The organism is Pseudomonas sp. PDM30, assembly GCF_019218985.1.
GTDB lineage: Bacteria > Pseudomonadota > Gammaproteobacteria > Pseudomonadales > Pseudomonadaceae > Aquipseudomonas > Aquipseudomonas jessenii.
In genome coordinates, this window is record NZ_JAHUWM010000001.1 from 259052 (window position 1) to 285201 (window position 26150).

General features: G+C 60.6%; 23 protein-coding genes. 13 read left to right on the top strand and 10 right to left on the bottom strand.

Annotated elements, in window-relative coordinates; translation table 11 throughout:
• Window positions 1-103: 103 nt before the first annotated feature.
• Together KW840_RS01195 and KW840_RS01200 are read right to left on the bottom strand one after the other, a co-directional pair.
• Window positions 104-1453, bottom strand: coding sequence for an imelysin family protein (locus tag KW840_RS01195; RefSeq protein ID WP_150813344.1), 1350 nt, complete (start codon window positions 1451-1453; stop codon window positions 104-106).
• 227 nt (window positions 1454-1680) lie between these two features.
• Entirely contained in the window at window positions 1681-3732 is a 2052-nt protein-coding gene (locus KW840_RS01200) for a bifunctional diguanylate cyclase/phosphodiesterase (RefSeq protein ID WP_218494264.1), read from the bottom strand.
• Window positions 3733-4956: 1224 nt separating this feature from the next.
• Between KW840_RS01200 and KW840_RS01205 the strand changes: the two genes are divergently transcribed.
• Complete coding sequence (locus KW840_RS01205) at window positions 4957-5220, top strand: DUF6124 family protein (protein WP_218494265.1); 264 nt, start codon at window positions 4957-4959, stop codon at window positions 5218-5220.
• A gap of 192 nt (window positions 5221-5412) precedes the next feature.
• Here the strand turns inward: KW840_RS01205 and KW840_RS01210 are convergent, their stop codons facing one another.
• The 3 genes from KW840_RS01210 to KW840_RS01220 form a co-directional block, all read right to left on the bottom strand.
• A complete protein-coding gene (locus KW840_RS01210; RefSeq protein ID WP_008022038.1) occupies window positions 5413-6009 on the bottom strand; it encodes a superoxide dismutase in 597 nt (198 codons plus the stop codon).
• Window positions 6010-6173: 164 nt separating this feature from the next.
• Complete coding sequence (locus KW840_RS01215; protein ID WP_218494266.1) at window positions 6174-6776, bottom strand: LysE/ArgO family amino acid transporter; 603 nt, start codon at window positions 6774-6776, stop codon at window positions 6174-6176.
• 6 nt (window positions 6777-6782) lie between these two features.
• A complete protein-coding gene (locus KW840_RS01220) occupies window positions 6783-7184 on the bottom strand; it encodes an ACT domain-containing protein (protein ID WP_218494267.1) in 402 nt (133 codons plus the stop codon).
• A 96-nt stretch (window positions 7185-7280) separates the two neighbouring features.
• On the opposite strand from KW840_RS01220, the gene KW840_RS01225 reads away from it, so the two are divergent.
• From KW840_RS01225 to KW840_RS01240, 4 genes are all read left to right on the top strand, one after another.
• The gene (locus tag KW840_RS01225) at window positions 7281-8174 is read left to right on the top strand and encodes a LysR family transcriptional regulator ArgP (RefSeq protein WP_057713462.1); all 894 of its coding nucleotides are present in this window, start codon (window positions 7281-7283) and stop codon (window positions 8172-8174) included.
• A gap of 54 nt (window positions 8175-8228) precedes the next feature.
• A complete protein-coding gene (locus tag KW840_RS01230; protein ID WP_154863421.1) occupies window positions 8229-9221 on the top strand; it encodes an NAD(P)-dependent oxidoreductase in 993 nt (330 codons plus the stop codon).
• Window positions 9222-9337: 116 nt separating this feature from the next.
• Window positions 9338-10210 carry an ATPase gene (locus KW840_RS01235; protein WP_218494268.1) on the top strand — a complete coding sequence of 291 codons (873 nt, stop codon included), beginning with the start codon at window positions 9338-9340 and terminating at the stop codon, window positions 10208-10210.
• Window positions 10211-10459: 249 nt separating this feature from the next.
• Entirely contained in the window at window positions 10460-11308 is an 849-nt protein-coding gene (locus KW840_RS01240; protein WP_218494269.1) for a cache domain-containing protein, read from the top strand.
• 118 nt (window positions 11309-11426) lie between these two features.
• Here the strand turns inward: KW840_RS01240 and KW840_RS01245 are convergent, their stop codons facing one another.
• Window positions 11427-12944, bottom strand: coding sequence for an MDR family MFS transporter (locus KW840_RS01245; protein WP_218494270.1), 1518 nt, complete (start codon window positions 12942-12944; stop codon window positions 11427-11429).
• A 78-nt stretch (window positions 12945-13022) separates the two neighbouring features.
• Complete coding sequence (gene pobA / locus KW840_RS01250; RefSeq protein ID WP_218494271.1) at window positions 13023-14216, bottom strand: 4-hydroxybenzoate 3-monooxygenase; 1194 nt, start codon at window positions 14214-14216, stop codon at window positions 13023-13025.
• Window positions 14217-14397: 181 nt separating this feature from the next.
• Here pobA and KW840_RS01255 point away from each other — a divergent pair, with 181 nt between their 5' ends.
• Window positions 14398-15294: a helix-turn-helix domain-containing protein gene (locus KW840_RS01255; protein WP_090457497.1), complete on the top strand. Its 897-nt coding sequence runs from the start codon at window positions 14398-14400 to the stop codon at window positions 15292-15294.
• 9 nt (window positions 15295-15303) lie between these two features.
• Here KW840_RS01255 and KW840_RS01260 read toward each other — a convergent pair whose 3' ends face one another.
• A complete protein-coding gene (locus tag KW840_RS01260; RefSeq protein WP_007978514.1) occupies window positions 15304-15480 on the bottom strand; it encodes a hypothetical protein in 177 nt (58 codons plus the stop codon).
• 202 nt (window positions 15481-15682) lie between these two features.
• Entirely contained in the window at window positions 15683-16588 is a 906-nt protein-coding gene (locus KW840_RS01265; RefSeq protein WP_218494272.1) for a LysR family transcriptional regulator, read from the bottom strand.
• A 223-nt stretch (window positions 16589-16811) separates the two neighbouring features.
• Between KW840_RS01265 and KW840_RS01270 the strand changes: the two genes are divergently transcribed.
• The gene (locus KW840_RS01270; protein ID WP_090457492.1) at window positions 16812-17687 is read left to right on the top strand and encodes an MBL fold metallo-hydrolase; all 876 of its coding nucleotides are present in this window, start codon (window positions 16812-16814) and stop codon (window positions 17685-17687) included.
• Window positions 17688-17907: 220 nt separating this feature from the next.
• Window positions 17908-18522 carry an NAD(P)-dependent oxidoreductase gene (locus tag KW840_RS01275; protein ID WP_218494273.1) on the top strand — a complete coding sequence of 205 codons (615 nt, stop codon included), beginning with the start codon at window positions 17908-17910 and terminating at the stop codon, window positions 18520-18522.
• Between the two features lie 140 nt (window positions 18523-18662).
• Here KW840_RS01275 and KW840_RS01280 read toward each other — a convergent pair whose 3' ends face one another.
• The gene (locus tag KW840_RS01280; RefSeq protein ID WP_218494274.1) at window positions 18663-19544 is read right to left on the bottom strand and encodes a LysR substrate-binding domain-containing protein; all 882 of its coding nucleotides are present in this window, start codon (window positions 19542-19544) and stop codon (window positions 18663-18665) included.
• Between the two features lie 159 nt (window positions 19545-19703).
• Here KW840_RS01280 and KW840_RS01285 point away from each other — a divergent pair, with 159 nt between their 5' ends.
• From KW840_RS01285 to KW840_RS01305, 5 genes are all read left to right on the top strand, one after another.
• Entirely contained in the window at window positions 19704-21341 is a 1638-nt protein-coding gene (locus KW840_RS01285; protein ID WP_057713474.1) for a 5-guanidino-2-oxopentanoate decarboxylase, read from the top strand.
• Entirely contained in the window at window positions 21338-22786 is a 1449-nt protein-coding gene (locus tag KW840_RS01290; RefSeq protein WP_218494275.1) for an aldehyde dehydrogenase family protein, read from the top strand. The genes KW840_RS01285 and KW840_RS01290 overlap by 4 nt, the downstream gene beginning before the upstream one ends.
• Before the next feature lie 304 nt (window positions 22787-23090).
• On the top strand, window positions 23091-24194 hold the full coding sequence (locus tag KW840_RS01295) for an extracellular solute-binding protein (protein WP_218494276.1): 1104 nt from the start codon (window positions 23091-23093) through the stop codon (window positions 24192-24194).
• A gap of 195 nt (window positions 24195-24389) precedes the next feature.
• A complete protein-coding gene (locus tag KW840_RS01300) occupies window positions 24390-25298 on the top strand; it encodes an ABC transporter permease (protein WP_057713477.1) in 909 nt (302 codons plus the stop codon).
• Window positions 25295-26143: an ABC transporter permease gene (locus tag KW840_RS01305; RefSeq protein ID WP_057713478.1), complete on the top strand. Its 849-nt coding sequence runs from the start codon at window positions 25295-25297 to the stop codon at window positions 26141-26143. The genes KW840_RS01300 and KW840_RS01305 overlap by 4 nt, the downstream gene beginning before the upstream one ends.
• Window positions 26144-26150: the final 7 nt, after the last annotated feature.

Here is a 26150-nt window from a genome sequence, read left to right on the forward strand (position 1 = left end):
CTGTGGGAGCGGGCTTGCCCGCGATGAGGCCATGAGCGTCACCCAAAAAGCAGGCAAGAAAAAAGCGACCCGCAGGTCGCCTTTTTCACTCAACCAGCGTTGATCAGAATTCGTGATCAGCGTTGTCCGGGTTCAGATCGTTGATGCCCAGTTTGCCAGCGGCGGCTTCGATCGAACCGGTCTGCTTGACCAGGGACGCGATGGCGTCACGGACGATCTGGTTGCCTGCGGTGTTGCCGGCAGCGATCAACTGGTCGTAGTGCTCGCCCTTGTTGGCGTGGTCGACCATGACCTGAAGCTTGGCTTCAGTGGCGGCCAGGTCGTCCTTGAGCGCGGTGTCGGCAGCCGGGTCGGCTTTGGCCACCAGGGACGACAGGCTGGCGCCGGTCATTTTGGTGCCATCGACGCGAGTGTATTCACCCAGGTACACGTTACGAATGCCCTTGGCATCGTAGAAGTGCGAGTTGTGGGTGTTGTCGCTGAAGCAATCCTGTTCGTCTTCCGGGGAGTTGGCTTCCAGGGAAACCTTCATGCGCTCGCCCGCCAGTTCGCCCAGGGACAGGCTGCCCATGCCGAACAGCATTTTGCGCAGGCCGGTTTCAGCCGGTTCTGCTTCCAGGGTGGCGCGGTAGTTGTCGGCCACGTTCGGCTTCCAGTTACCGACCATTTCTTCCAGATCGCTGACCAGCAGCTGGGTCACGGACTTCAGGTAGGCACGACGACGATCATTGTGACCGCCGGTAGCGCCTTTGCCTTCCAGGTAGTCCGAAGCCGGACGGTTGCCGGCGCCAGGGCCGGTGCCGTTCAGGTCCTGGCCCCAGAGCAGGAATTCGATGGCGTGGTAGCCAGTGGCGACGTTGGCCTCGGAACCGCCCAGCTCGTTCAGGCTGGCGAGTTTTTCCGGGGTGATGTCTTTGACATCGACCTTGTCTTCGCCGATCTGCACTTGAGTGTTGGCGATGATGTTGGCAGTGGCACCCGGGTTGCCCAGGGCGTGTTCATAGGATTTGTCGACGTAGTCGATCAGGCCTTCGTCCAGCGGCCAAGAGTTCAGCTGACCTTCCCAGTCGTCAACGATGGTGTTGCCGAAACGGAACACTTCGCTCTGCAGGTAAGGCACGCGAGCGGCAACCCAGGCAGCCTTGGCGGCTTTGAGGGTATCGGCGTTCGGCTTGGCGAGGAAGGCGTCTACGGCGGTTTGCAGGGTCTTCGCGGTGGATTCGGCATCGCTGTAAACGGCGAAAACGATGTCGGCGTAATGGGCGACAACGGCTTTGGCGGCAGCTTCGTCGACCTTACCGGCAGCGGCAGGCGCAGTGGCTGGAGCAGCCGGGGCAGTTGCAGTGCTGGCAGCTGGCGCGGCAGCTTTTTCTTGGTCTTTACCTTCGCCGCAACCGGCGAGGGAAATAGCGATGGCCAACAGACTGGCGGTAGCCAGAGGCATACGAATCATGGCGAACATCCTGCTTCGATAGGGGTGGAGTCGTGCTATGCACACGCAAAACTGCGACATAATGCAAATCTTTCGCATTATGTGTAAAGGGTTGTACCTGTAAATATTTCTTATTCACAGAGCGAGGCTCGCAACCCTGTAGGAGCGAGCTTGCTCGCGATGAACCTGAGAACCACGCGCTCATCCAGAATGAGCGCGTTATCGTTCACGACCATCGCGAGCAGGGGTTACAAAATAGCCGCATTACTGCGTTGGGCCTGCTTCAGGTACAGACCCAGTTCCCGTGCCGGCAACGGCTTGCTGTAGTGATAGCCCTGACCTTCGTGGCAGCCTTCGGAAATGATGTAGGCCTCTTGCTCGGCGGTTTCCACGCCCTCGGCAATCACCTGCATGCCCAGGCTTTTGCCCAGCTGGATGATGGCGCGAACGATGGTCGCATCGTCGTCGTCATCGAGCAGGTCCTGGACGAAGCTCTTGTCGATCTTGATCTTGTCCAGAGGCAGGCTCTTGAGATAGCTCAAGGACGAATAGCCGGTTCCGAAATCGTCGATGGCGATCAGCGCGCCGGAGCGGCGCAGGCTGAGCAAGTGCTGGGCCGCGGTGCTGATGTCTTCCATCAGGCCGGTTTCGGTGACTTCCAGCTCCAGGCTGCGCGGTGGCAGGCGGTACATCTGCAGCAGGTTGTTGACCACCCGTGGCAGTTCGGCGTGGTGCAGTTGAACCGTAGACAGGTTCACCGCCATGCGCAGGTCGGAGAAGCCCTGGTCATGCCACTCGCGTAGTTGTTTGCAGGCCTGGTCCAGCACCCATTCGCCGATGGCGATGATGGTGCCGTTCTGTTCGGCCAGCGGGATGAACAGGTCCGGCGGCACCATACCGTGCTCGGGGTGTTGCCAGCGAATCAGGGCTTCGACGCCCACCACGCGGTTGTCGCGGTAGCTGATCTGCGGTTGATAGACGAGGTAGAACTGATTGCGGATCAACGCATCGCGCAGGTCTTTTTCCAGCTCGCGGCGGCGACGCATTTCGGTATCGACGCTGGCGATATAGAACTGATAGCGGTTGCGCGAACGGGTCTTGGCCAGCGTCATGGTCTGCTCGGCCTTTTGCAGCAACTTCTCGGTGCTGTTGCCGTCCTCGGGGAACAGGGTGATGCCGATAGTGGCGCGCAGGCGGATCTCCTGATGATCGAGGGCAAACGCCGCTTCCAGGTCATCGAGAATGCTTTGCGCCAGCTCGGCGGCTTCGTAGGGCTGCTCGATATCGGCCTGGACAAGGGCGAACTGGTCGCCGCCGAGGCGGGCAAGGGCGCCCAGGCGACCGCTATGACCGCGCAGGCGATCGGCCAGGGCCAGCAGCAACTGGTCGCCGGTCTGGTAGCTGAACTGCTCGTTGATGCCCTTGAAGTCATCGAGGCCGACACACAACACCGCGACCCGGCGCTGCAATTTGCCGGCGTCGATGAGGATCTTGTCAAGTTGCTGCTGCAATTGCTGCCGGTTCGGCAGCCCCGTCAGGAAATCGTACTGGGACATGCGCACCAGGCTGTTTTCCGCTTCGTGGCGCAGATGGGTATTGCGTTCGATGGATTCGAGCAACTGGTTGGCGGTGTTGATCCAGATGCCCAGTTCGTTGTTCTCGTGGCCCTTGAGCAGCGGAATCTTGTGTTCGCTGGGACGATCCGGATTGATTTCCGTGAGGTGCTCGATGATCCGCGACAGCGGCTTGGTCAGCAGCCAGTGGTAGACCAGGTACAACACCAGCCCCATGGCGAGCGCGCGCAGGACGCCGGAAATGAAGATGATCACCGAGCTGACAATGAACCCTTGGCCGTAGGTGGCGGTATCGAGGGTGATGCTCAGGTCCCCGTAATACTCACTGTAGGGCCCGCGACCGACCAGTTGGGTGGTAAAGGTGCGTTCCTTGCCAAGAATCAGGTCGGTCAGCCAGCGGCTGTGGGAGTGCTGCAATTCGCGGGTTTTTTGCGCGAGCATGGCTTCGTTGGGGTGGCCGATGGAGGCCTTGCGCACGGCGGCGTCCTGAAACAGGCCTTCGATCACCTGCATGCCCATTTCCCGGTCCAGGCTGTAGACGGCCTGGGTCGAGGGGTCGCGAAACATGTCGAGGATGCGTTCGGCATCGCTGGCGACGGCCTGGCGTGTTTTATAGGCATCGAACACAATCTGCGCGCAGCTCAAGACCACGCCGACGATCAATGCCGACAGGAGTACGACCCGGAGCAACTTCACCGACAAGCTGTTCTTGAGTTCCAGCTTCAAAGGGTTATTCCTTGTTCCGTGCGGGTAGCATCAAGTTGCCATGAGTATTGGCAATCCCGTGATGGCAGTCAAAGGGACAATCATCCTTGGGGGATTTTGCCTGCTGCTTGGCCGATTTGCAGTTGACCTGGCGAGTTAGCCTATTAGTACTGTGTCGGTTGTCGAGTCCTTCAACTTGAGGGGCGGGATGGAGATATTTTCCTTTTGTTTGATGTTAGTCGGCGTGGGCGGGGGAGCAAGGGGCTGGAGGCTGGTTTCATCTTGGGAAATTGGCTTCGTCCGGGTTTTTTTGGGGGGGGGGGACATATCCATTGCTGCGGTAACGGCAGCTGGCGGTTTCGCCCTTACGGCGAGTCCCTTTTGTCAAACGACACAAAAGGAACCAAAAAGTCTCGCCCCGAACGTACGGCCCCTTGCCAGGGCTCGGGGTTCCTTCGCTCCGGCATTCATCCGGGGGCATCGCCCTCCGGTTGGCTTCGCTGGCACCTACATGCGATGGGTTCGACTGCGTCGAACGGCGCTGCGCGCCCATCCCCGGATGAACGCCTCCACTCAGCCTGCCGAGGGGGCGGGTGGATCAAGATCAAGAGCTGCAGGCGAGCTAACGCTCGGCCTGTTGAGTGGTGAGAAGCGATGCGGTGATGCGGGATGCTCTGCTTTTTGCTCACTGTGGGAGCGAGCTTGCTCGCGATGGACGTCAACGATAACGCGGGCTGACTGGTTGATCGCGTTGTTCAGACGTTTTTCGCGAGCAAGCTCGCTCCCACGGGGATCTTCAGTGGCCACAAGTACCGACTAAAAACCGGGGAGGTATGACTCACCCACATAGGTAACAAAACAGTTCAAGCACATAGGTAACAGTTTTTAACTGGCCCGGGACGCTCCGCGTTACGTTTTGGGCGTTAGCGCGGTGTAGGAAAGCGCCAGAAGTTTCCCACGCAGTTTTCAGGTTGTCCGTCGGAAGCGGGCTGAATAACCTTTGGCTGTCGCTGAAACTCAGCGATCGGGTGTGAGAACCCGGCTACTTATGGTCATCCAGAGCCTGTGCACGCATAATCGCCGCCAGCTAATCCGCTGTCTGTAAATGCGTCATGGCGGCTGTGTGCGGGCAGACTTAGGTCTGGCCCGGGTGTCCATACCGGTTTCTCACCTCGCACATAGCTGCCACCTCTTCACCGCGTGAGAAACGGCAAGTGGTGGCCCCAGCGCTAGAGGAATGGTTTTATGGACAAATTAATCCCCGATCCCCCCTGCAACACCACCAAACCCTACAGCCCTCGCACCATGTTCATGATCGTCCCCGACATGGACACTGAAAGCCTGCTTGCCCACGCTTGTGAATCACTGGCTTCAGCCAATGTCATGGCGAGTGATTTCGCCACCTGCCTGACTGGCCCCCAGCGCAACACGGCGCTGGCCATTTCGCAGATTGTCATGTTGGCGGAGCTGGCGGTGAATCGTGCGCTGGATAACCTCGATCCACAGTAGTTGGCAGGCTGACCGCGTTATCGTTCTTCGCGAGCAAGCCCGCTCCCACTGGCTCGGTGGTGAACTGTGGGAGCGGCGGTGCGGCGATCCGACTTGCTTGCGAAGGCGGCGGAACGACCGCTACCGTCCCGTTGCTTATATCCTTCCATAAAAAAACCCGGCAAAAGCCGGGTTTTTTGTCTGGCATCGAGCTTAAGCGGTGAAGGTTTTGCCTTCGAACTGCTCAGCCACGAATTTCCAGTTGACCAGGTTCCAGAACGCTTCGACGTACTTCGGACGCAGGTTGCGGTAGTCGATGTAGTAAGCGTGTTCCCAGACGTCGCAGGTCAGCAGCGGGGTGTCGCCGTTGGTCAGCGGGTTGCCGGCGCCGATGGTGCTGGCCAGGGCCAGGGAACCGTCAGCCTTCTTCACCAGCCAGCCCCAACCGGAACCGAAGGTGCCGATGGAAGTCTTGCTGAACTCTTCCTTGAACTTGTCGAACGAACCGAAGGCCGCGTTGATGGCTTCAGCCAGTGCGCCGGTTGGTTGACCGCCAGCGTTTGGCGCCAGGCAATTCCAGTAGAAAGTGTGGTTCCAGACCTGAGCGGCGTTGTTGAAGATACCGCCCGAGGAAGTCTTGACGATTTCTTCCAGGGTCTTGCCTTCGAACTCGGTGCCTGGCACCAGGTTGTTCAGGTTCACGACGTAGGTGTTGTGGTGCTTGTCGTGGTGGAACTCCAGGGTTTCCTTGGAGATGTGCGGCTGCAGGGCATCGTGTGCGTACGGCAGTGGCGGCAATTCGAAAGCCATGATGATTCTCCTAATCAGGTCAGTTGCGGTGAGCGCAAGGCCGATCACGGGCGGCCAGACAAGCGCCGGGGAGTTTGTACTCTTTGCGGCGCAGGGAGTCGGATCATAGCACCGGGGGGGCGGCATAACCACGCAACAACTGTGTGGAATAGAGGTTCCGCGAATCAGATGGCCGCGATCAACTGCAGCGCTACGGCAAACATCATCACCGCCACCAACAGATCGAGAATTCGCCAAGTGCCGGGCCGGGCGAGCCACGGTGCCAGCCACGCCGCACCGAGGGCCAGGGTGAAGAACCACAGCAGCGAGGCACTGGCCGCGCCGACGACATAAGCGCCGGGCTCGGTTTGTTGGGCGCCCAGGGAGCCGATCAGCAAAACGGTGTCCAGATAGACGTGCGGGTTGAGCAAGGTCACCGCCAGCGCACTGAGCATGACCGCCCGCAGCGAGCGTACGGTCTGGCCTTCGCCCTGCTCAAGGCTCTGCTTCGAAAAGGCCCGGCGCAGCGCCTGGCTGCCGTACCACAACAGGAACGCTGCGCCGCCCCAGCGTGCGATGGCCAACAGCGTCGGGTTCTGCGCCAGTACGGTCGCCAGGCCGAACACTCCGGCGGCCACCAACAGGGCATCGCAGGCCACGCAGAGTGCCGCCACCGGCAGGTGATGTTCACGCCGCAGGCTTTGCGCCAGGACAAACGCATTCTGGGTGCCGATCGCCATGATCAGGCCGAAGGCCACGAGCAGCCCGTTCACATAACTTTGCCACATGATTTTTTACTCCGCGTTGGCTGCCAGATCCCGCAGCACTTGCAGGGCACGGTCGGCGTCGGCCTGGCCGACGAACAAATGGTCGTGGTAGTAGCCGGCAATCACGTTGCAGCTGATTCCGGCTTTGCCCAGTGCCGTGGCGAACGCGGCGGTCAGGCCGACCGCTTCGAGGGCCGAATGTACGTTCAAGGTGATCCAGGCGGCGATGTAGTCGAAGCTGAATCCGGCTGTTTCGGCGTGGGAACGTTCGAGAATCACGGTCAGGCCTTCCTGCTCGCGGAAGCTGCCGACAATCTCCAGACCCGCAGGCAACTTGCCGTCGCGCAGGGTGCAGAACACGTATTCGCCTGCGTTGAGTTGCGGGCTCATGCTGCGCAGCAGCGTTGCCAATGAAGTTTCGCCAGCCATGTGGGTGATCCTTGTTCAAGAGTTCTTGCTGGTCATTGTCCTTGTGAAGGTTGTATAAGAAAAACCAATCTTGCTGATCGCTCATTAGGAAAACTGATGTTCGACTATAAATTGCTTTCTGCCCTGGCCGCCGTGGTCGAACAGGCCGGTTTTGAACGGGCGGCTCAGGTACTGGGCTTGTCGCAATCGGCGATTTCCCAGCGCATCAAGCTTCTGGAAGCGCGGGTTGGCCAACCGGTGCTGGTGCGGGCCACGCCGCCAACGCCGACGGAAATCGGTCGACGGCTGCTCAACCACGTGCAGCAGGTGCGATTGCTTGAACGGGATTTGCAAAGCCTGGTGCCGGCGCTGGATGAAGAGGGCCTGCCGGAACGCCTGCGCATCGCCCTGAACGCCGATAGCCTGGCCACTTGGTGGGCGCAGGCCGTGGGGGCGTTTTGCGCCGAACAGCATCTGCTGATGGATCTGGTGGTCGAAGACCAGACCGTCGGTCTCAAGCGCATGCGCGCCGGTGAAGTGGCGGCTTGTGTCTGCGCCAGCGAGCGGCCGGTGGCGGGGGCGCGCAGTGTGTTGCTGGGGGCCATGCGTTACCGTGCGCTGGCCAGCCCCGCCTTTATTGCCCGGCATTTTCCGCAGGGCGTACGCGCCGATCAGTTGGCCCGAACCCCGGCGCTGGTATTTGGCCCGGACGATTTCCTGCAGCATCGCTACCTTGCGTCCCTCGGCGTCGAGGGGGGATTCGAACACCATTTGTGCCCGTCCTCCGAAGGTTTTATCCGCTTGGCGGAAGCCGGTCTGGGCTGGGGGCTGGTTCCGGAACTGCAGGTGCGCGAGCAACTGCAAAGGGGTGTATTGCAGGAGCTGCTGCCAGATAAGCCGATCGATGTGCCGCTGTACTGGCATCATTGGCGTAATGGCGGCCAGCTGCTGGGGCTGCTCACCGATCAATTGGTCAGCGCATCGAAGCAATGGCTGGTGCCCTTGGACTGACGCGCAGCGTCAAGACCTCACGTAATACGCAAAACGAAATATTCGGAGCAATTCATGAAGATTCTGGTTACCGGCGCAAGCGGCTTCATCGGCGGGCGCTTTGCGCGCTTTGCCCTGGAGCAGGGCCTGGACGTGCGGGTCAACGGTCGCCGGGCCGAGAGCGTGGAGCATCTGGTACGCCGGGGAGCCGAGTTCATCCAGGGTGACTTGAGCGACCCGGAACTGGCGCGCGAGCTGTGCTCGGACGTCGAGGCTGTGGTGCATTGCGCCGGTGCTGTTGGTTTATGGGGACGTTATCAGGACTTCCATCAGGGCAACGTCCAGGTCACCGAGAACGTGGTCGAAGCCTGCTTGAAGCAACGGGTTCGGCGGCTGGTGCATTTGTCGTCGCCGTCGATCTACTTCGATGGTCGCGATCACCTGGGTCTGACCGAAGAACAGGTGCCCAAACGCTTCAAACACCCTTTCGCCGCCACCAAGTACCTGGCCGAGCAAAAAGTCTTCGGTGCCCAGGAGTTCGGTCTCGAAACCCTGGCCTTGCGCCCGCGTTTCGTCACCGGGGCCGGCGACATGAGCATCTTCCCGCGCCTGTTGAACATGCAGCGCAAGGGGCGCCTGGCGATCATCGGCAACGGTCTGAACAAAGTTGATTTCACCAGCGTGCAAAACCTCAACGAGGCGTTGCTCAGCAGTTTGCTGGCCAGCGGTTCTGCGCTGGGCAAGGCTTACAACATCAGCAACGGCACGCCGATTCCCCTGTGGGACGTGGTCAATTACGTCATGCGCAACATGGAAGTCCCACAGGTCACCCGCTACCGTTCCTACGGCCTGGCCTACAGCGTGGCGGCGCTCAACGAGGGCGTGTGCAAGTTGTGGCCGGGGCGTCCAGAACCGACGCTGTCGCGTCTGGGCATGCAGGTGATGAACAAAAATTTCACCCTGGACATCAGCCGCGCGCGGCATTATCTGGATTACGATCCCAAGGTCAGCCTCTGGACGGCGCTCGATGAATTCTGTGGCTGGTGGAAGGCCCAGGCTGTTCGTTGACGCTCGAACAACGACCCCCGACTGAACCGGATTCGGGCTTAGGGGTCAATGGTTGCGGCTGTGGGGTTTATACTGCGCGGCATAAAGCCATTATGTGATTCACTAAGGTTGATTCAATGTCCATGCGAAACGATGCCAACGACGACTTCGATGATGTACCGAGCCTGCGTGCAGACGTTCTCGATGACGACTTTGCGCCCACCGCCCGTACGGTCGTGCATTCGCGCACGACGCCGGTGGTGAAGGTCAAGGCGGCGAGTACCGGTGCCTTGTGGGCGTTGGTCGGGGCGTTGTTCTTTGCGTTCGCGGGCCTGGCCTGGTGGAGCTTTCAGCAGATCTCCCTGATGGAACAGCAACTGGTGGCGACCCAGGAAAGCTTCGCGCGAATCAGTGAGGAAGCGGCAGGGCGCCTGCAGGATATTTCCGGAAAGGTTGTTGCCAGCCAGACCAGTGTCAACACCGACAGCGAGGCCTTGAAGCTGCAAATCCGCCAGCTGGAAAGCAAGCTCCAGGACCAGAACGCCCAGCAGCAAGGTGTTGCCGGCCAGGCCTCGGACCTGGACAAGCGACTGGCACAAATGACCGCGCAAACCACTGAACTGGACAAACGCCTGGCGCAAATGAATGCCCAGAACACCGAACATCAGACGGCCAATACCCAGTTGCAGGCCCAGGTCAAAGCATTGAGTGCTGAATTGGCCACCCTGAAAAGTGCCCCGTCGGACGCTGAAAAACTCGATGCACAACTGAAGAGCCTGGGCGCCGATATCACCGCGCTGAAGAAACAAGGCAACCCAAGCGCTGCTATCGAGCGTCTCGAGCAAGACATGATCGTGCTCAAGAGCGAGCAGGACAACCGGCCGGCGGTCACGCAGGGCTCGACCAATACCGCCGAGTTCGATGCGTTCCGCAGCCAGGTCACCCGCAACATCAATACCCTTCAGGCGCAGATCCAGAACCTTCAGCAGCAACTGCGCGCCCGGCAGTAATCCGAACACTTGTGGCGAGGGGGCTTTTTGTGGCGAGGGGGCTTGCCCCCGTTGGGTGGCGAAGCCGCCCCAAATCCATTCGCCGCGGTTTACCAGATCAACCGCGGTGCCTGATTTACGACTGCTGCGCAGTCGAACGGGGGCAAGCCCCCTCGCCACAAAAGTCTCAAGCTGCGTTTCCCTGAATATCCATACATCCTCCATTGCCGTCTACGCTCTTGAAACACCACCAGGAACGAGGGATGCGCAATGGGGTTTCTGCATAGGTTTACCTTGCTGTGCGGCATGTTTTTGTTGTGCCTGGGCCAGGCGCAAGCCGCCGGGACGGAAAAGGACGACAGCAAGGCGGCCATTGCCCTACTGGAAAAAGCCCTGGCCTACTACCACCAGAATGGCGACAAGGCGTTGGCGGCGTTCAGTCGACAGGGTGAGTTTGTCGACAAGGACCGTTATGTCTTTGTGCTCGACACCAAGGGCGTGATGCTCGCCAGTGGCGGGCCGTCGTCGGCGCTGATTGGCCGGGACGTGTCGCAAGTGCTTGGACCGGATCTGCAGAAAGCTTTCAAGGACGCCCTGAAAGTGCCGGAAGGCAATGGCATTCAGCAGGCGGAATATCGCTGGCAGAACTGGAATGACGGCAAGGTCGAGCGCAAGCATGTCTACTACCAGCGCGTTGGGCAGCGGATTCTGGCGGTCGGTTATTACCTGCCACGGGCCTCCGCCGAACAGGCCATGGCCTTGCTGAACAAAGCGGCAACCGATCTGGCCAAGGACGAAAAGGGCACCCTGACGGCGATCAATTCCCTCAAGGGCGGCTACCTGCAGGATGACCTGTATGTGTTTGTCGTCGACCTGGATACCCAGCGTTACGTGGCCCACGGCACCAGCCTGCGGCTGATCAATACCGACTTCAGCAAGATCGTGGACCCGAAAGGCAAACCGGTGGGCGAGCCGATTCTGGCGTTGATGGCCCAGCAGGATTACGGCGAATACGAATACCGCTGGAAAAACCCGGTGACGGGCAAAGTCGAGAACAAGCATGCCTACCTGAAGAAGGTCGGACATTTTCTGGTGGCTGTCGGGTATTACAGCCCTTGATAGCCTTCGCGATGTAGGAGCGAGCTTGCTCGCGAAGGTCGTAAACGATAACGCGTAAAACCAGATGCCCAGCGGCGCCCTTGGATTTTTTCGCGAGCAAGCTCGCTCCTGCAGATATCTAGCGAACCTTGTCCTCGCGCCCGCGCAACAACATGTTCGGCATGGCAATCGCCGCCGCCAGCCCAAGCAATGAAACGGCCGCACTGACCGTCAGCAAGTGCCGGAATGTCAGTGACAATTCGGCACGCAGGGTGTTCTGCGCGTCACCCGGCGCGGCATTCAAACCGTCCAGCAACACATTCCCCGAGCTGCCTTCGGCAATCAGCGATGAACCGGCCAGGTGCGCGAAACTTGAATCCTGCAACAACGCCAACAGCAGCGCCGACATCAACGCCACACCCACGGCACCACCCAGCGAACGGAACAGGTTGGTGGTGCTGGTGGCTACACCGATGTCCCGCTGGTCCACCGAGTTCTGCGTGCCGACCAATGACGTCGGGAACTGCATGCCCGAGGATATCCCGCAGAGCAGCATGAACAGACTGCTCACGACGAACGCCTGCGGCGGGCTGAACGCCATGCCGATAATCGAGACAGGCATCAGCGCCGCACCGGTAAGGATCATCGGTTTGTAGCGTCCGGTGACCGAGGTGCGGCGGCCTGCGAAATACGCGCCAATCGGCAAACCCATGGCCAGGGGCAGCAGGTGCAGGGCGGCGCTGTCGGCACCGGCGCCGGTGACGCTCTGAAAGCGCAGCGGCATCAACACAATCAGCGAGATGGCTTGGAAACTGGTGAAGAAAATCGTGCACCAGCACAGGATCGCATTGCGGTTGGCGAACAGATGCATGGGCAACAACGGTTCTCGCGCCCGTCGCTCGTGGACGACGAACAGCCCCAGCACCAGCACCGCACAAGCGAGCAGCGCCAGCACCTCGGCACTGCGCCACGAATGGCCCTGGCCGACCTGGGTGATGCCCAGCAACAATGCTGTCAGCCCGATGATCATCAACACGGTGCCCAGGTAGTCGATGATCGGTTTGCGTTGCGGAATCGGCAGGCCCACCAGCGTGCGATAGGCGACCAGCCAGGCGCCCAGGCCCAGTGGCAGGTTGATCAGGAACACCCAGCGCCAGGACAGGTATTCGGTCATGTAACCGCCGAGCACCGGGCCGGCCACGCTGGCCACTGCATACATGCTGCTGAAATAGCCCTGATACCGGCCGCGCTCCCGTGGCGGCACGATGTCACCGATGATCGCCTGGCTCACCGAAATCATTCCGCCGGCCCCGATGCCCTGGAAGATTCGCGCCAGTACCAGTTGTTCCATGCTCTGTGCCATGCCGCAGAACACCGACGCCAGGGTGAACAGGCCCATGCCGAACAGCATCAGCTTGCGCCGCCCGTACAAGTCGCCCAGTTTGCCGTAGATCGGCACCGCCACGGTCATGGCCACCATGTAGCCGGAAATCACCCAGGCCAGCAGGCTGACGTCCTTGAATTGCGCGGAAATGGCCGGCATCGAAACGGCGACGATGGTCTGGTCCAACGCACCGAGAAAGATCGCCAGCATCAGGGCGATCAGCACGCTGCGAATGGCCGGTTTGGGCGTTTCAGGCTGGTGGAGATTGGTCACGGGAAAACCTGCGGGCAGTGATTGACCCGCAAGAGGCAAGGCGAGCGGGGATGCTCGCCAGTGTAAGTCGATAGGAGGCTATTCGATAGCCTCATAAGGAAGCCCGACGTAGTTTTCTGCAATGGTTTTGCGACCCGCCTGCGAATCGACAAAATAGTCCAGTTCCGACTCGGCAATGCGCTGGCTAAAGGCATCGTGATCATCAAAGCGGTGCAGCATCGAGGTCATCCACCAGGAAAAACGCTCGGCTTTCCACACCCGGCGCAGGCAGATTTCCGAGTATTTCTCCAGCAGATCAAGGCGATCGTTGCGGTAAACCTTGACCAAGATGTTGAACAGCGTGCTGACGTCACTGGCCGCCAGGTTCAGGCCCTTGGCCCCGGTGGGCGGGACAATGTGCGCGGCATCACCGACGAGGAACATCCGCCCGTACTGCATGGGTTCGACGACGAAGCTGCGCAGCGGCGCGATGCTTTTCTCGATGGACGGGCCGGTCACCAGTTTTTGCGCAAGATCGACCGGCAGGCGGTTTTTGAGCTCGTCCCAGAAGCGTTGATCGGACCAATCCTCGACATTTTCCTCTGCGGGCACTTGCAGGTAATAACGGGTGCGCGTCGGCGAGCGCATGCTGCACAGGGCGAAACCGCGCTCATGGCGGGCATAGACCAGCTCATCGTGGACCGGTGGGGTATCGGCCAGAATCCCCAGCCAGCCGAAGGGATAGATCCGTTCGAAGATTTTCAGGCTGTCGGCGGGAATCGATTGTCGCGCCACACCGTGGAAGCCGTCGCAACCGGCGATGTAGTCGCAGTCAAGTCGATATGGCTCGCCGTCCTTCTCAAAAGTGACAAACGCTTCATCGGTTTTCATGCCGTGGGGAACGACGTTGCTGGCCTGGTAAATCGTCTGCGCGCCCACCTCCCGACGAGCGGCCATCAGGTCACGGGTGACCTCAGTCTGGCCGTAGATCATCACCGTCTTGCCGCCGGTCAACGCTTGCAGATCGATGTGTACCTGGCGCCCGTCGAGGGCCAGTTCGAAGCCACCATGGACCAGTCCCTCGGCGTCCATGCGCTGACTCACGCCGGCCTGACGCAACAGCTCTACCATGCCTTGTTCAAGCACGCCGGCGCGGATTCGACCGAGTACGTAATCGGGGGTTTGACGTTCGAGAACGATGTTGTCGATGCCGGCGTTGTGCAGCAATTGGCCGAGCAGCAAGCCTGAGGGGCCAGCACCGATAATGGCAACTTGGGTTTTCAGTGTTTTCATTGTTCTTATGACTCGCAAGCTCTACACGACCTGGGCCGGTGAATGATTTTTATGGATCGAGTGCTTGCATTTTTCCCTTGCGAGTCTGTCAATTGAAGGTGAAAACTGAGCCGATAGCTGTACATTCTGCCAATCGGTGCGATTATCGCCCCAGATCAACCCCGAGGCCTGGATTGAAGTGATGAACAAGCCTGACCTGCCTTCGATTCCGGTGTTCAAGCTCTACGGTGAAAGCCTGGATTGGCCGACCCCGGACTTGCTGCACTGTGAAACCATTTCCAAACGCAGTCGCGAACATCATTGGGAAATCAAACCTCACCGCCACGCTGACTTGTGCCAGTTGCTCTTCGTATTCAAAGGTCAGGCCGAGCTTGAAATCGAAGGCAAGCGAACGCAACTGGTGGAGCCGGCAATCCAGATCCTGCCACCGCTGTCGGTGCACGGCTTTCGTTTTTCCGAGGACGTGGAAGGGTTTGTCGTAACCCTGGCCGCGCCGCTGATCGCCCACCTGCAGATGCAGTTGGGGCAATCGGTCAATGCCCTGGCCCAGTCCGAAAGCTACCCGGCAGGCAAGGACGCCGAGTACCTCAACAGCCTGTTCAGCGCCTTGCAGAACGAATACACCAGCCATCAACCGGCGCGGGAAATGCTCATGCATTCGCTGGTCAGCGTGATCGTGGTGTGGGTCAGTCGCCAGGTGATCCAGCGTCGCACCGCCATGGCGCGACCGCAGCGGGCCCGGGAATACCTCAACGGCTTTATTCAACTGGTGGAAGAGACGTATCGCCAGCACGTCAAGGTCGAGGATCTGGCACACCGGCTGGGGATTTCCGTGTCCCACCTCAACGGCACCTGTCGTGAGCTGGCGGGGCAACCGGCGTTGCAGATCATGCATGAGCGGCAATTGCTGGAGGCCAAGCGTTTGCTGACCTACACCAGCATGACCATTTATGAAATGTCCGACGTGTTGGGGTTTTCCGATCCGACCAACTTCACACGCCTGTTCCGACGTCGAGTGGGGATTTCGCCAAAGGCGTTCCGCGACCGCTTGAAGGCCGATCAGGACAACGAAGCCTGACCCCCTTCGTTACCGGAGGGCGTTGAGGGTGGCGTTGTGGGGGATGCAGCGCTCGAAGTTGCAGCTCGCGGCTTCACGGGGCAGGTTGCGCAGTTGCTCGACGCGCCAGGCCGCAGCGCCATAAAGCCCGAGCGTGACCGCACAGGTGATGAAAATCGCGAGGTATCTTCTTGTTCTGATGTTCATGGCGTTGACCTCTGAACGAATACCTTTCGGTACTACTTTGAGCATAGGTCAGCGCCGGTGAGTTACCAGCAATAGCGCGGTATTCAGAACACTGATCACCCCTGTGGGAGCGAGCTTGCTCGCGATAGCGGTGGATCAGTCGATATCATGGGTGAATGTTCGGCAGCCATCGCGAGCAAGCTCGCTCCCACAGGGCTTCCATTTACAACCCGATGTCCCATTCCGGTTCTTGCGGAAACCTCACCACCAGAAAATCCAGCAAGCTGCGCAACGCCGCCGGCATGTGCTTGCGCGAGGCATACACCGCATACACGTTCATTTGCCGGGGTTCGGCCGTCGGCAGCAGGCGAATCAACTCGCCGCTGTGGATGTGCACGCCGGCCTGGTAGGTGGGCAGCATCGCTACCCCGGCGCCGGCTATCGTTGCGCGCAGCAGTGTGCTGGCCTCGTTGGCGCTGATGTTGCCTTGCACCGGTACTGAAACCTGCTCGCCGTCCTGTTCGAAATGCCACAGGCTTTTGCCGAAGTAGGAGTGGGTCAGGCAATTGTGCAGGCTCAAGTCCTCGACCCGTTGCGGCGCCGGGTGCTCGCGCAAGTAAGCGGGGGACGCGCAAATCACCGAGCGGCAAACCGTCAGGCGGCGGGCGATCAGGTTCGGGTCCAGGTCGTTGCTGGTACGGATCGCCAGGTCGATGCGCTCATCCACCAGGTTCACGGTGCGGTCGAGCATCTGCATGTCGATGCTGACGCCGGGGTAGCGTCGGACATAGGCGGCCATGGCGTCGGCCAATTGCGCCTGGCCGAAGGAGGTGCTGACGCTGATTCGCAGCTGGCCGCGGGGTGCGTCATCCGGTTCGCTGACGGCGGCTTGCATGTCGGTGGATAAATCGAGCATCTGCCGGCAGCGGGGCAGGATCTCGGTGCCAGCGGCGGTGAGGCTCAACTTGCGTGTGGTGCGATGCATCAGGCGCGCGCCGACCCAGTCTTCCAGTTCCGCCAGATACCGCGACACCACCGGCCGTGACAGCTCCAGATGATCGGCGGCGGCCGACTGGCTGCCGAGGTCGACCACCGTGACGAACACACGCATTGCTTGAAGACGATCCATGATTTGCCCGCTTTCAGAAACAAACTATGTTCAAGCATCGCATTTTTTGTACCGAGTCAGGCAACTAAGCTCTGTTCCTCTGTGTAGGAGCGAGCTTGCTCGCGATGGTCGTTAACGATAACGCGGGATACCGGTTATACGCGGCGCCTTCAAGTCCATCGCGAGCAGGCTCGCTCCTACAAAAGGCATCGCCAAACATGGCATCGGGATCACGGAGCAACAGATGATCGGTTTCACCTCACTTAAGCGAGTTTTGCTGGCCACCACCTTCGGTTTTGCCGCCCACGCCAGCGCCTCGACCCTGACGCTGGATGTCTACAACCCCGGCGAAAAAGCCATCTTCCCGGTGACCTCGGTGCTGGTCAGTGGCGAGAAAGAAGCGATCCTGGTGGATGCGCAATTCGGCAAATCCCAAGCCGAACAGGTAGTGGAAAAAATCCGCGCCAGCGGCAAGCAGTTGACCACCATCTACATCAGCCACGGTGACCCGGACTACTACTTCGGCCTCGATACCCTGACGGCCGCATTCCCCAAGGCCAAGGTCCTCGCCTCGCAGCCGACCGTCGACCACATCAAGCACACCGTCGACGGCAAACTGGCATTCTGGGGCCCGAAAATGGGGGCCGATGTGCCTGTAAAAACCATCGTGCCGGACGTGCTCAAGGGTGACAGCCTGATCCTCGAAGGGCAGAAGTTGCAGGTGGTGGGTCTTGAGGGCCCGCAGCCGGATCGCAGCTTTGTGTGGATTCCATCGATCAAGGCCGTGGTTGGTGGTGTCGTGGTGGCGCAAAACATCCACGTGTGGATGGCTGACACGCAAACTCCGCAGTCCCATGCCGATTGGCTGACTACGCTGCATGCCATTGAAACCCTGAAACCGCAGACCGTGGTGCCGGGTCATTACCTTGGCGAGAGCGATCGCTCACTGACGGCCGTGCAGTTCACCGCCGCCTACATCAAGGCCTTCGACGAAGAAACCGCCAAGGCCAAGGATGCTGCCGCGCTGATCGCCGCGATGAAAAAACGCTTCCCGACCCTGGGCGATGAAAGCTCCCTGGAGCTGAGTGCCAAGGTCGCCAAGGGCGAGATGAAGTGGTAACCGGAAGTACATGAAGCTGAAGCAAGTTTTGAGATGAAATTGATTACCTGTGGCGAGGGGGCTTGCCCCCGTTGGAGTGCGAAGCGCTCCCCTGCAATCCATCAGTCACACCCTAAGCACAGGTTTTACGACTGCTACGCAGCCGAGCGGGGGCAAGCCCCCTCGCCACAAAGGTCAGCGCAATTTGATACCGATACTTTCAAGCCAACTGGAGAACGTCATGAGCAAAATCGCAATCATCGGTGCCACCGGTCGTGCCGGTAGCCAAGTGCTGGAAGAAGCCCTGCGGCGCGGCCACAGCGTTACTGCCATTGCCCGCGACACATCGAAAATAGACGTGCGTGAAGGTGTGGTCAGCAAGGAAGTCGATGCCCTTGATGCCGCTGCGTTGCAAGCTGCGATTGCGGGCCATGACGTAGTCATCAGCGCCGCACATTTCGCGACCCTGCCTGCCAGTGCAGTCGTTGGCCCGGTGAAAAAAACCGGGGTTAAACGTTTGCTGGTAGTGGGCGGGGCGGGTTCGCTGCTATTGCCCGATGGCGCTCGAGTGATCGATAGCGAAGGTTTCCCTGAGGCTTACAAGGCAGAGGCCAGCGCCGGTGCCGAATTCCTCGCAAACTTGCGTCAAGAGCGGGATCTGGACTGGACCTTCCTGTCGCCATCGGCCGAATTTGTCGAGGGCGAGCGCACGGGCAAGTTCCGCATCGGCAAGGACGATTTGCTGGTGAGCAGCGAAGGGCGCAGCTGGATCACGTTCGCCGATTATGCGATCGCGATGCTTGATGAAGTGGAAGCCCCGAAGCATTCGCGGAAGCGGTTTACCGTCGGTTATTGAGGTCACTGACTTCCTGTAGGAGCGGGCTCGCTCGCGATGATCGCCAACGATAACGCTGGGAACCTGATACCCCGCGGCGTTCTCAGGTTCATCGCGAGCAAGCTCGCTCCCACAGGGTGGTGCACCAGGATTTTGCGGTTTTACCGCGATTGCGCCTGCTCCACCAACCACCCCATCAATTCACGCAACTTCGGCGAAGGCCCGGGTTTTTCCGGGAACACCAGGTAATACGCCAGCCCCGTTGTCACCTTCAAATCGAATGGCATGACCAACCGCCCGGCGTTCAGGTCATCGCCGATCAGCGACCAGTCGCCAATCGCCACACCCGTTCCCTGGGACGCCATCGACATCGCCAGGTCCAGGGTTTCGAAATGCTGGCCCTTGCCGACATTGGTCAAATGCACATCCGCGGCTTTCAACCAGGCTTTCCAGTCCCGTTCGTCGCGGGTCGGGTGCAGCAACAGGTGTTGTTGCAGATCGGCCGGATTTTGCAGGGGCATGGGGCCTTCGAGCATCGGTCTGGAACACACCGGCGTGAGTTGTTCATCGAAGAGTTTTTGTGACATCAATGAATCGTCCGGCGGTGAGCCGTACATCACCGCCGCATCGAACTGCTCGCGATGAAAATCCACCCCGTGCTTGACCGTGGTGGTCAGTTCCACCGGCACGTCCGGGCGTTCCCTTTGCCATTGCAACAGACGCGGCAGCAACCAGCGCATCACGCAGGTCGGTGCCTTGAGTTGCAGGGTTTCACGCTTCTCGCCGATCTGTTCAACGGCCTCGTCGATCAGGCCGAAAATCTGCTGGACCCGTGGCAGCCATTCCCGTCCCTCGGCTGTCAGGTCCAGGCCTCGGGCCAGGCGGATGAACAGTTCATAACCCAGATGATCTTCCAGCCCGGCGATCTGCCGACTCACCGCGCCCTGGGTGATGTGCAGCTGTTCGGCGGCCCGGGTGAAATTGCAGCACTGCGCGGTAATCAGAAAAGTGTGCAGCGCCGGCAGGGGAGGCAGTCGTTTCATTGGGATCCAAGGTATGACGTGAGGACATGGCTAGTATGACTTTTTATCCATTGTTGCGGCTACCTGTCGCCCGTTCCAATGAGGCCATTCCCGGGCCTGCGAATCCATCATAAACACAGCGCACGCCCGGCGTCTCAAACGAACAAAAAGGGCAAAGACATGGCGACGTGCGGCGAAGTATTGGTCAAGTTACTCGAAAACTACGGGGTCGAGCAGGTGTTCGGCATTCCAGGGGTGCATACCGTGGAGCTGTATCGCGGGCTGGCCCGTTCGAGCATCAACCACGTCACGCCGCGCCATGAACAGGGCGCCGGCTTCATGGCCGACGGCTACGCCCGCACCAGCGGCAAACCGGGTGTGTGCTTCATCATCACCGGCCCTGGCATGACCAACATCACCACCGCCATGGGCCAGGCCTACGCCGATTCGATCCCGATGCTGGTGATCTCCAGCGTGCAATCGCGCAGCCAGTTGGGCGGCGGTCGCGGCAAGCTGCATGAACTGCCGAACCAGGGCGCACTGTGTGCCGGTGTCGCGGCGTTCTCCCACACCCTGATGTCGGCGTCGGAATTGCCGGGTGTGCTGGCTCGCGCCTTTGCACTGTTCCAGGCTGGCCGTCCGCGTCCGGTGCACATCGAAATTCCGCTGGATGTTCTGGTTGAAGAAGCCGACGACTTGCTCGCTAGCCTGCCGGTCAACATCGACCGCGCCGGTGCTTCGCCGAGCGCCGTGTCGCGCATGGCCGAACTGCTGGCCGGCGCCAAGCGTCCGCTGATTCTCGCCGGTGGCGGCGCCATCGACGCGGCCGTCGAGCTGACTGAGCTGGCTGAACTGCTGGACGCGCCGGTCGCCCTGACCATCAATGCCAAGGGCATGCTCGCCTCCGGCCACCCGCTGCTGATCGGCTCGACCCAGAGCCTGGTCGCCACCCGAGCGCTGGTCGCCGAGGCCGACGTGGTACTGGCCATCGGCACTGAACTGGCCGAGACCGACTACGACGTGACCTTCGCCGGTGGCTTCGAAATTCCTGGCAAGCTGCTGCGCGTCGATATCGACCCGGACCAGACCGTGCGCAACTACCCGCCGCACGTGGCGCTGGTGGCCGACTCGCGCAACGCCGCCCAGGCTTTGCTCAGTGCCCTGTCGCACAAATCCCTGGCCGAGCGTCGCAACGATTGGGGACAAGTACGTGCCGCCCGTCTGCGTGAAGACCTGGCCGCAACCTGGGACGCACCGACCCTGGCCCAGACCCGCTTCCTCGAAACCGTGCTGCAGGAACTGCCGGACGCGGTGTTCGTCGGCGATTCGACCCAGCCGGTGTACACCGGCAACCTGACGTTCAACCCGGAGCGTCCGCGTCGCTGGTTCAACTCGTCCACCGGTTACGGCACCCTCGGCTACGCCTTGCCGGCGGCGATTGGCGCCTGGCTGGGTGGCCGCATCGAAGGTGGCGCGCGTCCTCCGGTGGTGTGCCTGATCGGCGACGGTGGCCTGCAGTTCACCTTGCCGGAACTGGCCAGTGCCGTTGAAGCGCGCACCCCGGTCATCGTGCTGCTGTGGAATAACCAAGGCTACGAAGAGATCAAGAAATACATGGTCAACCGCGCCATCGAGCCGGTGGGCGTGGATATCTACACCCCGGACTTCATCGGTGTGGCCAAGGCATTGGGTTGCGCCGCCGAAGCGGTCAGCAGTGTCGAGCAATTGCGCGGCGCATTGCGGGTGGCTACCGATCGCCAGGGCCCGACCCTGATTGAAATCGACCAGACCCAGTGGATGCAGGCGGTGTCGAAATGAGCTTCCCGACGACTCTGGATGGCCTGTACATCAACGGCCAATGGTCGGCCGGCAACGAACACCTGCGCGTGATCAACCCGGCGACCGAAGCCCTGTTGACCACCGTCAATGGCGGCGACGAACGCGCGGTTGATCAAGCCGTGAACGCAGCGACCCAGGCGTTCGCCGACTGGTCGAAAACCACGGGCGCCGAACGCGGTGCGATCCTGCGCAAAATCGCCACGGGCGTGCAGGCCAACCGTGAAAAACTGATGCACTTGCAGTCGAGCAACAACGGCAAACCGCAGTTCGAAGCCGCGATCGACGTCGATGACGTGATCGCCACGTTCGAGTATTACGCCGGTCTGGCCGAAGGCCTGGATGCCAAACAAGACAGCGCGGTAGAGCTGCCAACCGACGACTTCAGCGCTCGCCTGCGCCGCGAGCCGTGCGGTGTGGTCGGCCTGATCGTGCCGTGGAATTTTCCGATGGTCACCACCGCATGGAAACTCGCCCCAGCCCTGGCCGCCGGTTGCTGCGTGGTGCTCAAGCCTTCGGAAGTGACGCCGCTGCCGGAACTGGAACTGGCCGCGATCATCGCTGAAGCCGGTGTGCCGGCGGGTGTCTTTAACCTGGTGTGCGGCACCGGCCTGGCCGTTGGCGCTCCGCTGTCGGCAGACACGCGCATCGCCAAGGTGTCGTTCACCGGCAGCAATGCCGTTGGCGTGCAGGTCATGCAACGGGCGGCGGAAACTGTCAAAGGCGTGAGCCTGGAGCTGGGCGGCAAATCTTCGCTGTTGGTGCTGGCCGATGCCGATCTCGAACTGGCGGTGGAAGTGGCCTGTGGCGGTGGTTTCTTCAACGCCGGGCAGATGTGCTCCGCCACCAGCCGCGTGCTGGTCGCCGATGAACTGGCCGATGAATTCCTGAACCGAGTGAAGGCCCGTGCCGAAGCCATCCGCGTGGCCGACCCGTTCGACCCGAACGTGGAAATGGGCGCGCTGGTCAATCAGGCGCAATACCAGCGCGTGCTCGGTCACATCGATCGCGGCTTGAGTGCCGGTGCCAAGCTGGTTTGCGGTGGCAATCGCCCGGCCGACCTGCCGCGCGGATATTTTTTGCAGCCGACGGTGTTCACCGAAGTGCCCCTCGACAGTGCGTTGTGGAATGAAGAAATTTTCGGCCCGGTGATCTGCGTGCGCCGTTTCGCCTCCGAGGCCGAAGCGATTGCCCTGGCCAACGACAGCCAGTTCGGCCTGGTCGCCAGTGTGGTGACGCGCAATGCACAGACCGCTGACCGCGTTGCCAACGCTTTGCAGGCGGGGCTTGTGTGGATCAACGCGCCGCAGGTGATCTTCCCGCAGACCGCCTGGGGCGGCTACAAGCAGAGCAGCATCGGCCGCGAATTGGGGCCGTGGGGCTTGCAGGCTTTCCAGGAAATCAAACACGTGATCCGGGCCGTCTGACGCCTGGCACTGTGTAGGAGCGAGCTTGCTCGCGATGGACGCATGGACGACACGGGGCTGTCTGATGCCCCGCATTATCGTTGACGTCCATCGCGAGCAAGCTCGCTCCCACAAGGAAAAGGAGGCATGCGCTGGCGTCATGGCTTCAATGAGTTTTTATCGATAGTCAGGTGTTTTACGCGACCTCAGGATGAACTTGCCGGCTCAGTCAAGCCCCGAAAATACGAGGGATAACGCTGGTCCGGTCGCGCGGATGCAACAGTTTCGACCTGCCTCATACCTACAAAAACAAAGGGAGTCCGTAATGGGCGAGCATGATCTGAACAGACGTCAATTCATCAAGACCGTGGGCGTAGCCTCGGTTGCAGCGGCAGCCATGAGCATGCCGTTCATCAAGGCCAATGCCAGCGACACACGCTTTGCCGGCAAGACCCTTCGTCTGCTGACCTGGTCCGATGACACCGGCCTGGCCGCACTGCGCAACATCGCCGCGACGTTCGAAGACAAGTACGGCTGCAAGGTCATCGCTGACCGCACCGGCAGTACCTCGGAAATGGTCGCCAAGCTCAAGGCCGGCGGTGATCGTCCGCAATACGACATCATCACCCTGGCAGGCGTCGGCGCCGAAGGTCTGGCCGCCGCCAACCTGCTGGAAAAACCCGACCTCAACCGCATTCCCAACCTCGTCGATGTACCGGAGAAATACCGCACCGGCGCCAATGGCCACGGTATCGGTTACCTGCTGTGGTGCAACAGCCTGGTCTACAGCACCCGCACCCAGAAAGAAGCCCCGACCAGCTACGCCTCCCTGTGGGATGCCGACGCGGCGCCGAACATCTTCCTGCCGCCGCCGAACTGGACCGAGGCCATGGACCTGATCATCATCGCCGCCAAACTGGCCGGTGGTGACGAACACAACATCGAGCCTGGCTTCAAGAAGCTCGCCGAGCTGAAGGATCGTGTGGTGACCCTGGGTGAAAACCCGAACCAGATCGCCGAACTGTTCCGCACCGGTTCCCTGGACATGGGCGGCCTGTACGCACCAGCCTTCTTCCCGAAACAGATCCGTGATCCGAACTACGGCCTGGGCGCCACATTCGGCATGAAGGAAGGTTTCTACACCGACCTGATGCTGTCGGTGATGCCGAAGAACCGTCCGGGCGATATCGACATGGCCTACGCCTTCATCAACCACTCTCTGGACCCGCTGGTGCAGGGCAAGATGGCTGAAGACATCTACAACGGCCCGGTCAACGCCAAGGCGATCATTTCCGCCGAAGCACGCAAGAGCCCGTACATCCTCACGCCGGAGCAGATTGCCGAGAAGGCGATCATGCACGACAACGCCTTCCTGGCCAGCGTGCATGACCAATGGATTCGTCGTTACACGGAAATCTTTTCTTCCTGATCGAGTGACGTACACAGGATCTTCAAACGCTGAAGATCCCCTGTGGGAGCGAGCTTGCTCGCGATATCGGAGTGTCAGTCGACATCATTGGCGACTGACAAGCAGTCATCGCGAGCAAGCTCGCTCCCACAAGGGGGCAAAGTGACCTTGAGGCTTGTGTTTGTCAGCTGCTGTCCATTGACGAGACCCTTTGCTATGGAACACCAACCTCTGACTCATCCGCTGAGTGCCGCCCCCGTGCGCGCCGCTCGGGGTGTTTCGCCGACCGCGCGCGCCTGGCTTTTCCTCACGCCGTCGATGCTGTTTCTCGGCGTTTTGATTGCCGCGAGCCTGCTGGTACTGCGCATGAGCGTGGGCACCAAAGGCGCGGAATGGTCCGGGTTCAGCCTGGCCAGTTACGCCCAGTTGCTGGAACCCTATTACCTCAAGTCGCTGATGCTGACCCTGCGCCTGGCGCTGATCAGCGCGGTGATCGCAGTGATTCTGGCGATCCCGGTGGCCTACACCATGTCGCGCCTGACCTCGCCGTTCGTGCGACGGATCTTCCTGGCGGCGGTGTTGCTGCCATTGCTGGTCAACCTGCTGCTGCAAAGCTACGGCTGGCTGGTGATCCTCGGCCCTGGCGGCATGCTCAACCAGGCACTGATGGGCCTGGGCCTGATCAAGCGCCCGATCATGCTGTTGTACAACCAGAACGGCGTGTTGATGGGCCTGGTGCAAACCGCCTTCCCGCTGGCCGTGTTGCCGATTGCCAGCGCCATGCGCGGTGTCGCCCGCAGCTACGAAGAAGCTGCCGCCACCCTGGGCGCCAGTCGCTTCCAGGTGTTCCGCCAGGTGGTATTGCCGATGAGTCTGCCGGGGATCATTACCGGTGCGACCCTGGTGTTCGCCTACAACGCCAGCAGTTTCGTGGTGCCCTTGCTGCTCGGAGGTCGGCGCGTGCCGATGCTGGCGGTGATGGTGCATGACCAGATCGCCCCGCTGATGAACTGGCCCGCCGCATCTGCTGCCGGCGTGGTGCTGATCGTCACCACCCTCGCGATCATGACCTTGTCCGAATACATCACTGGCCGTCGTCGGCGCATGCTGGAGGCTTCCCAATGAGCACCCTGATCAAAAAGCGTTATGGGCTGTTGCCCGGCGAGACCGGCAAGTTTGCCGGCATCCTTTCCGGCTTCATCCTGCTGCTGGCGGTACTGCCGATCCTGACCATGATCGTCATGTCCTTCAGCGGCGCGTCGAACCTCGACTTCCCGCCGAGCAGCTACAGCCTGCAATGGTACAAGGCCGCCTGGCACACCTTCGTGTCGCCGGACGCCAGTGACGTCCTGAGCCTCGGCCAGGCCATGTCTACCAGCCTGCTGGTGTCGTGCCTGACCATGATTTTCGCCACGATCATCGCGGTGCCGGCGGCCTACGCGCTGACCCGTTGCGAGTTCCGCGGCAAGGCGGTGGCGCTGCAACTGATGTCGTTGCCGCTGGTGTTTCCGATGGTGGTGCTGGGCCTGGCGTTGCTGCTGGTGTTCGACAGCCTGCCGTTCCACATGACCACCTCGCGCCTGGTGATTGCCCACGTGATCCTCGCGTTGCCATTCGTGGTGAAGAACTGCACGGCGGCGATGCTCTCCATCGGCAGCGAAGTCGAAGAGGCCGCGCAAATGCTCGGTGCTTCACCGCTGCGGGCGATTGTCGATGTGGTGGTGCCGTTGATGAAGTCGGGGATCCTGGCGGGCATGCTGCTGGCGTTCATCGTCTCGTTCAACGAATTCACCGTGACCTATTTCCTCTACACCATCGACGTCATGACCGTGCCGATCTGGATGTACAGCCGCACTGTGTCTTCGCTCGACCCAACCGTATTTTCGTTTGCCGTGCTGATCGTGCTGATCGACTTCGTCCTCATCTGGGCGCTGGAGAAGCTGGTTGGTGAAGGTGGCGTTTCGTTCTGATTTCTTG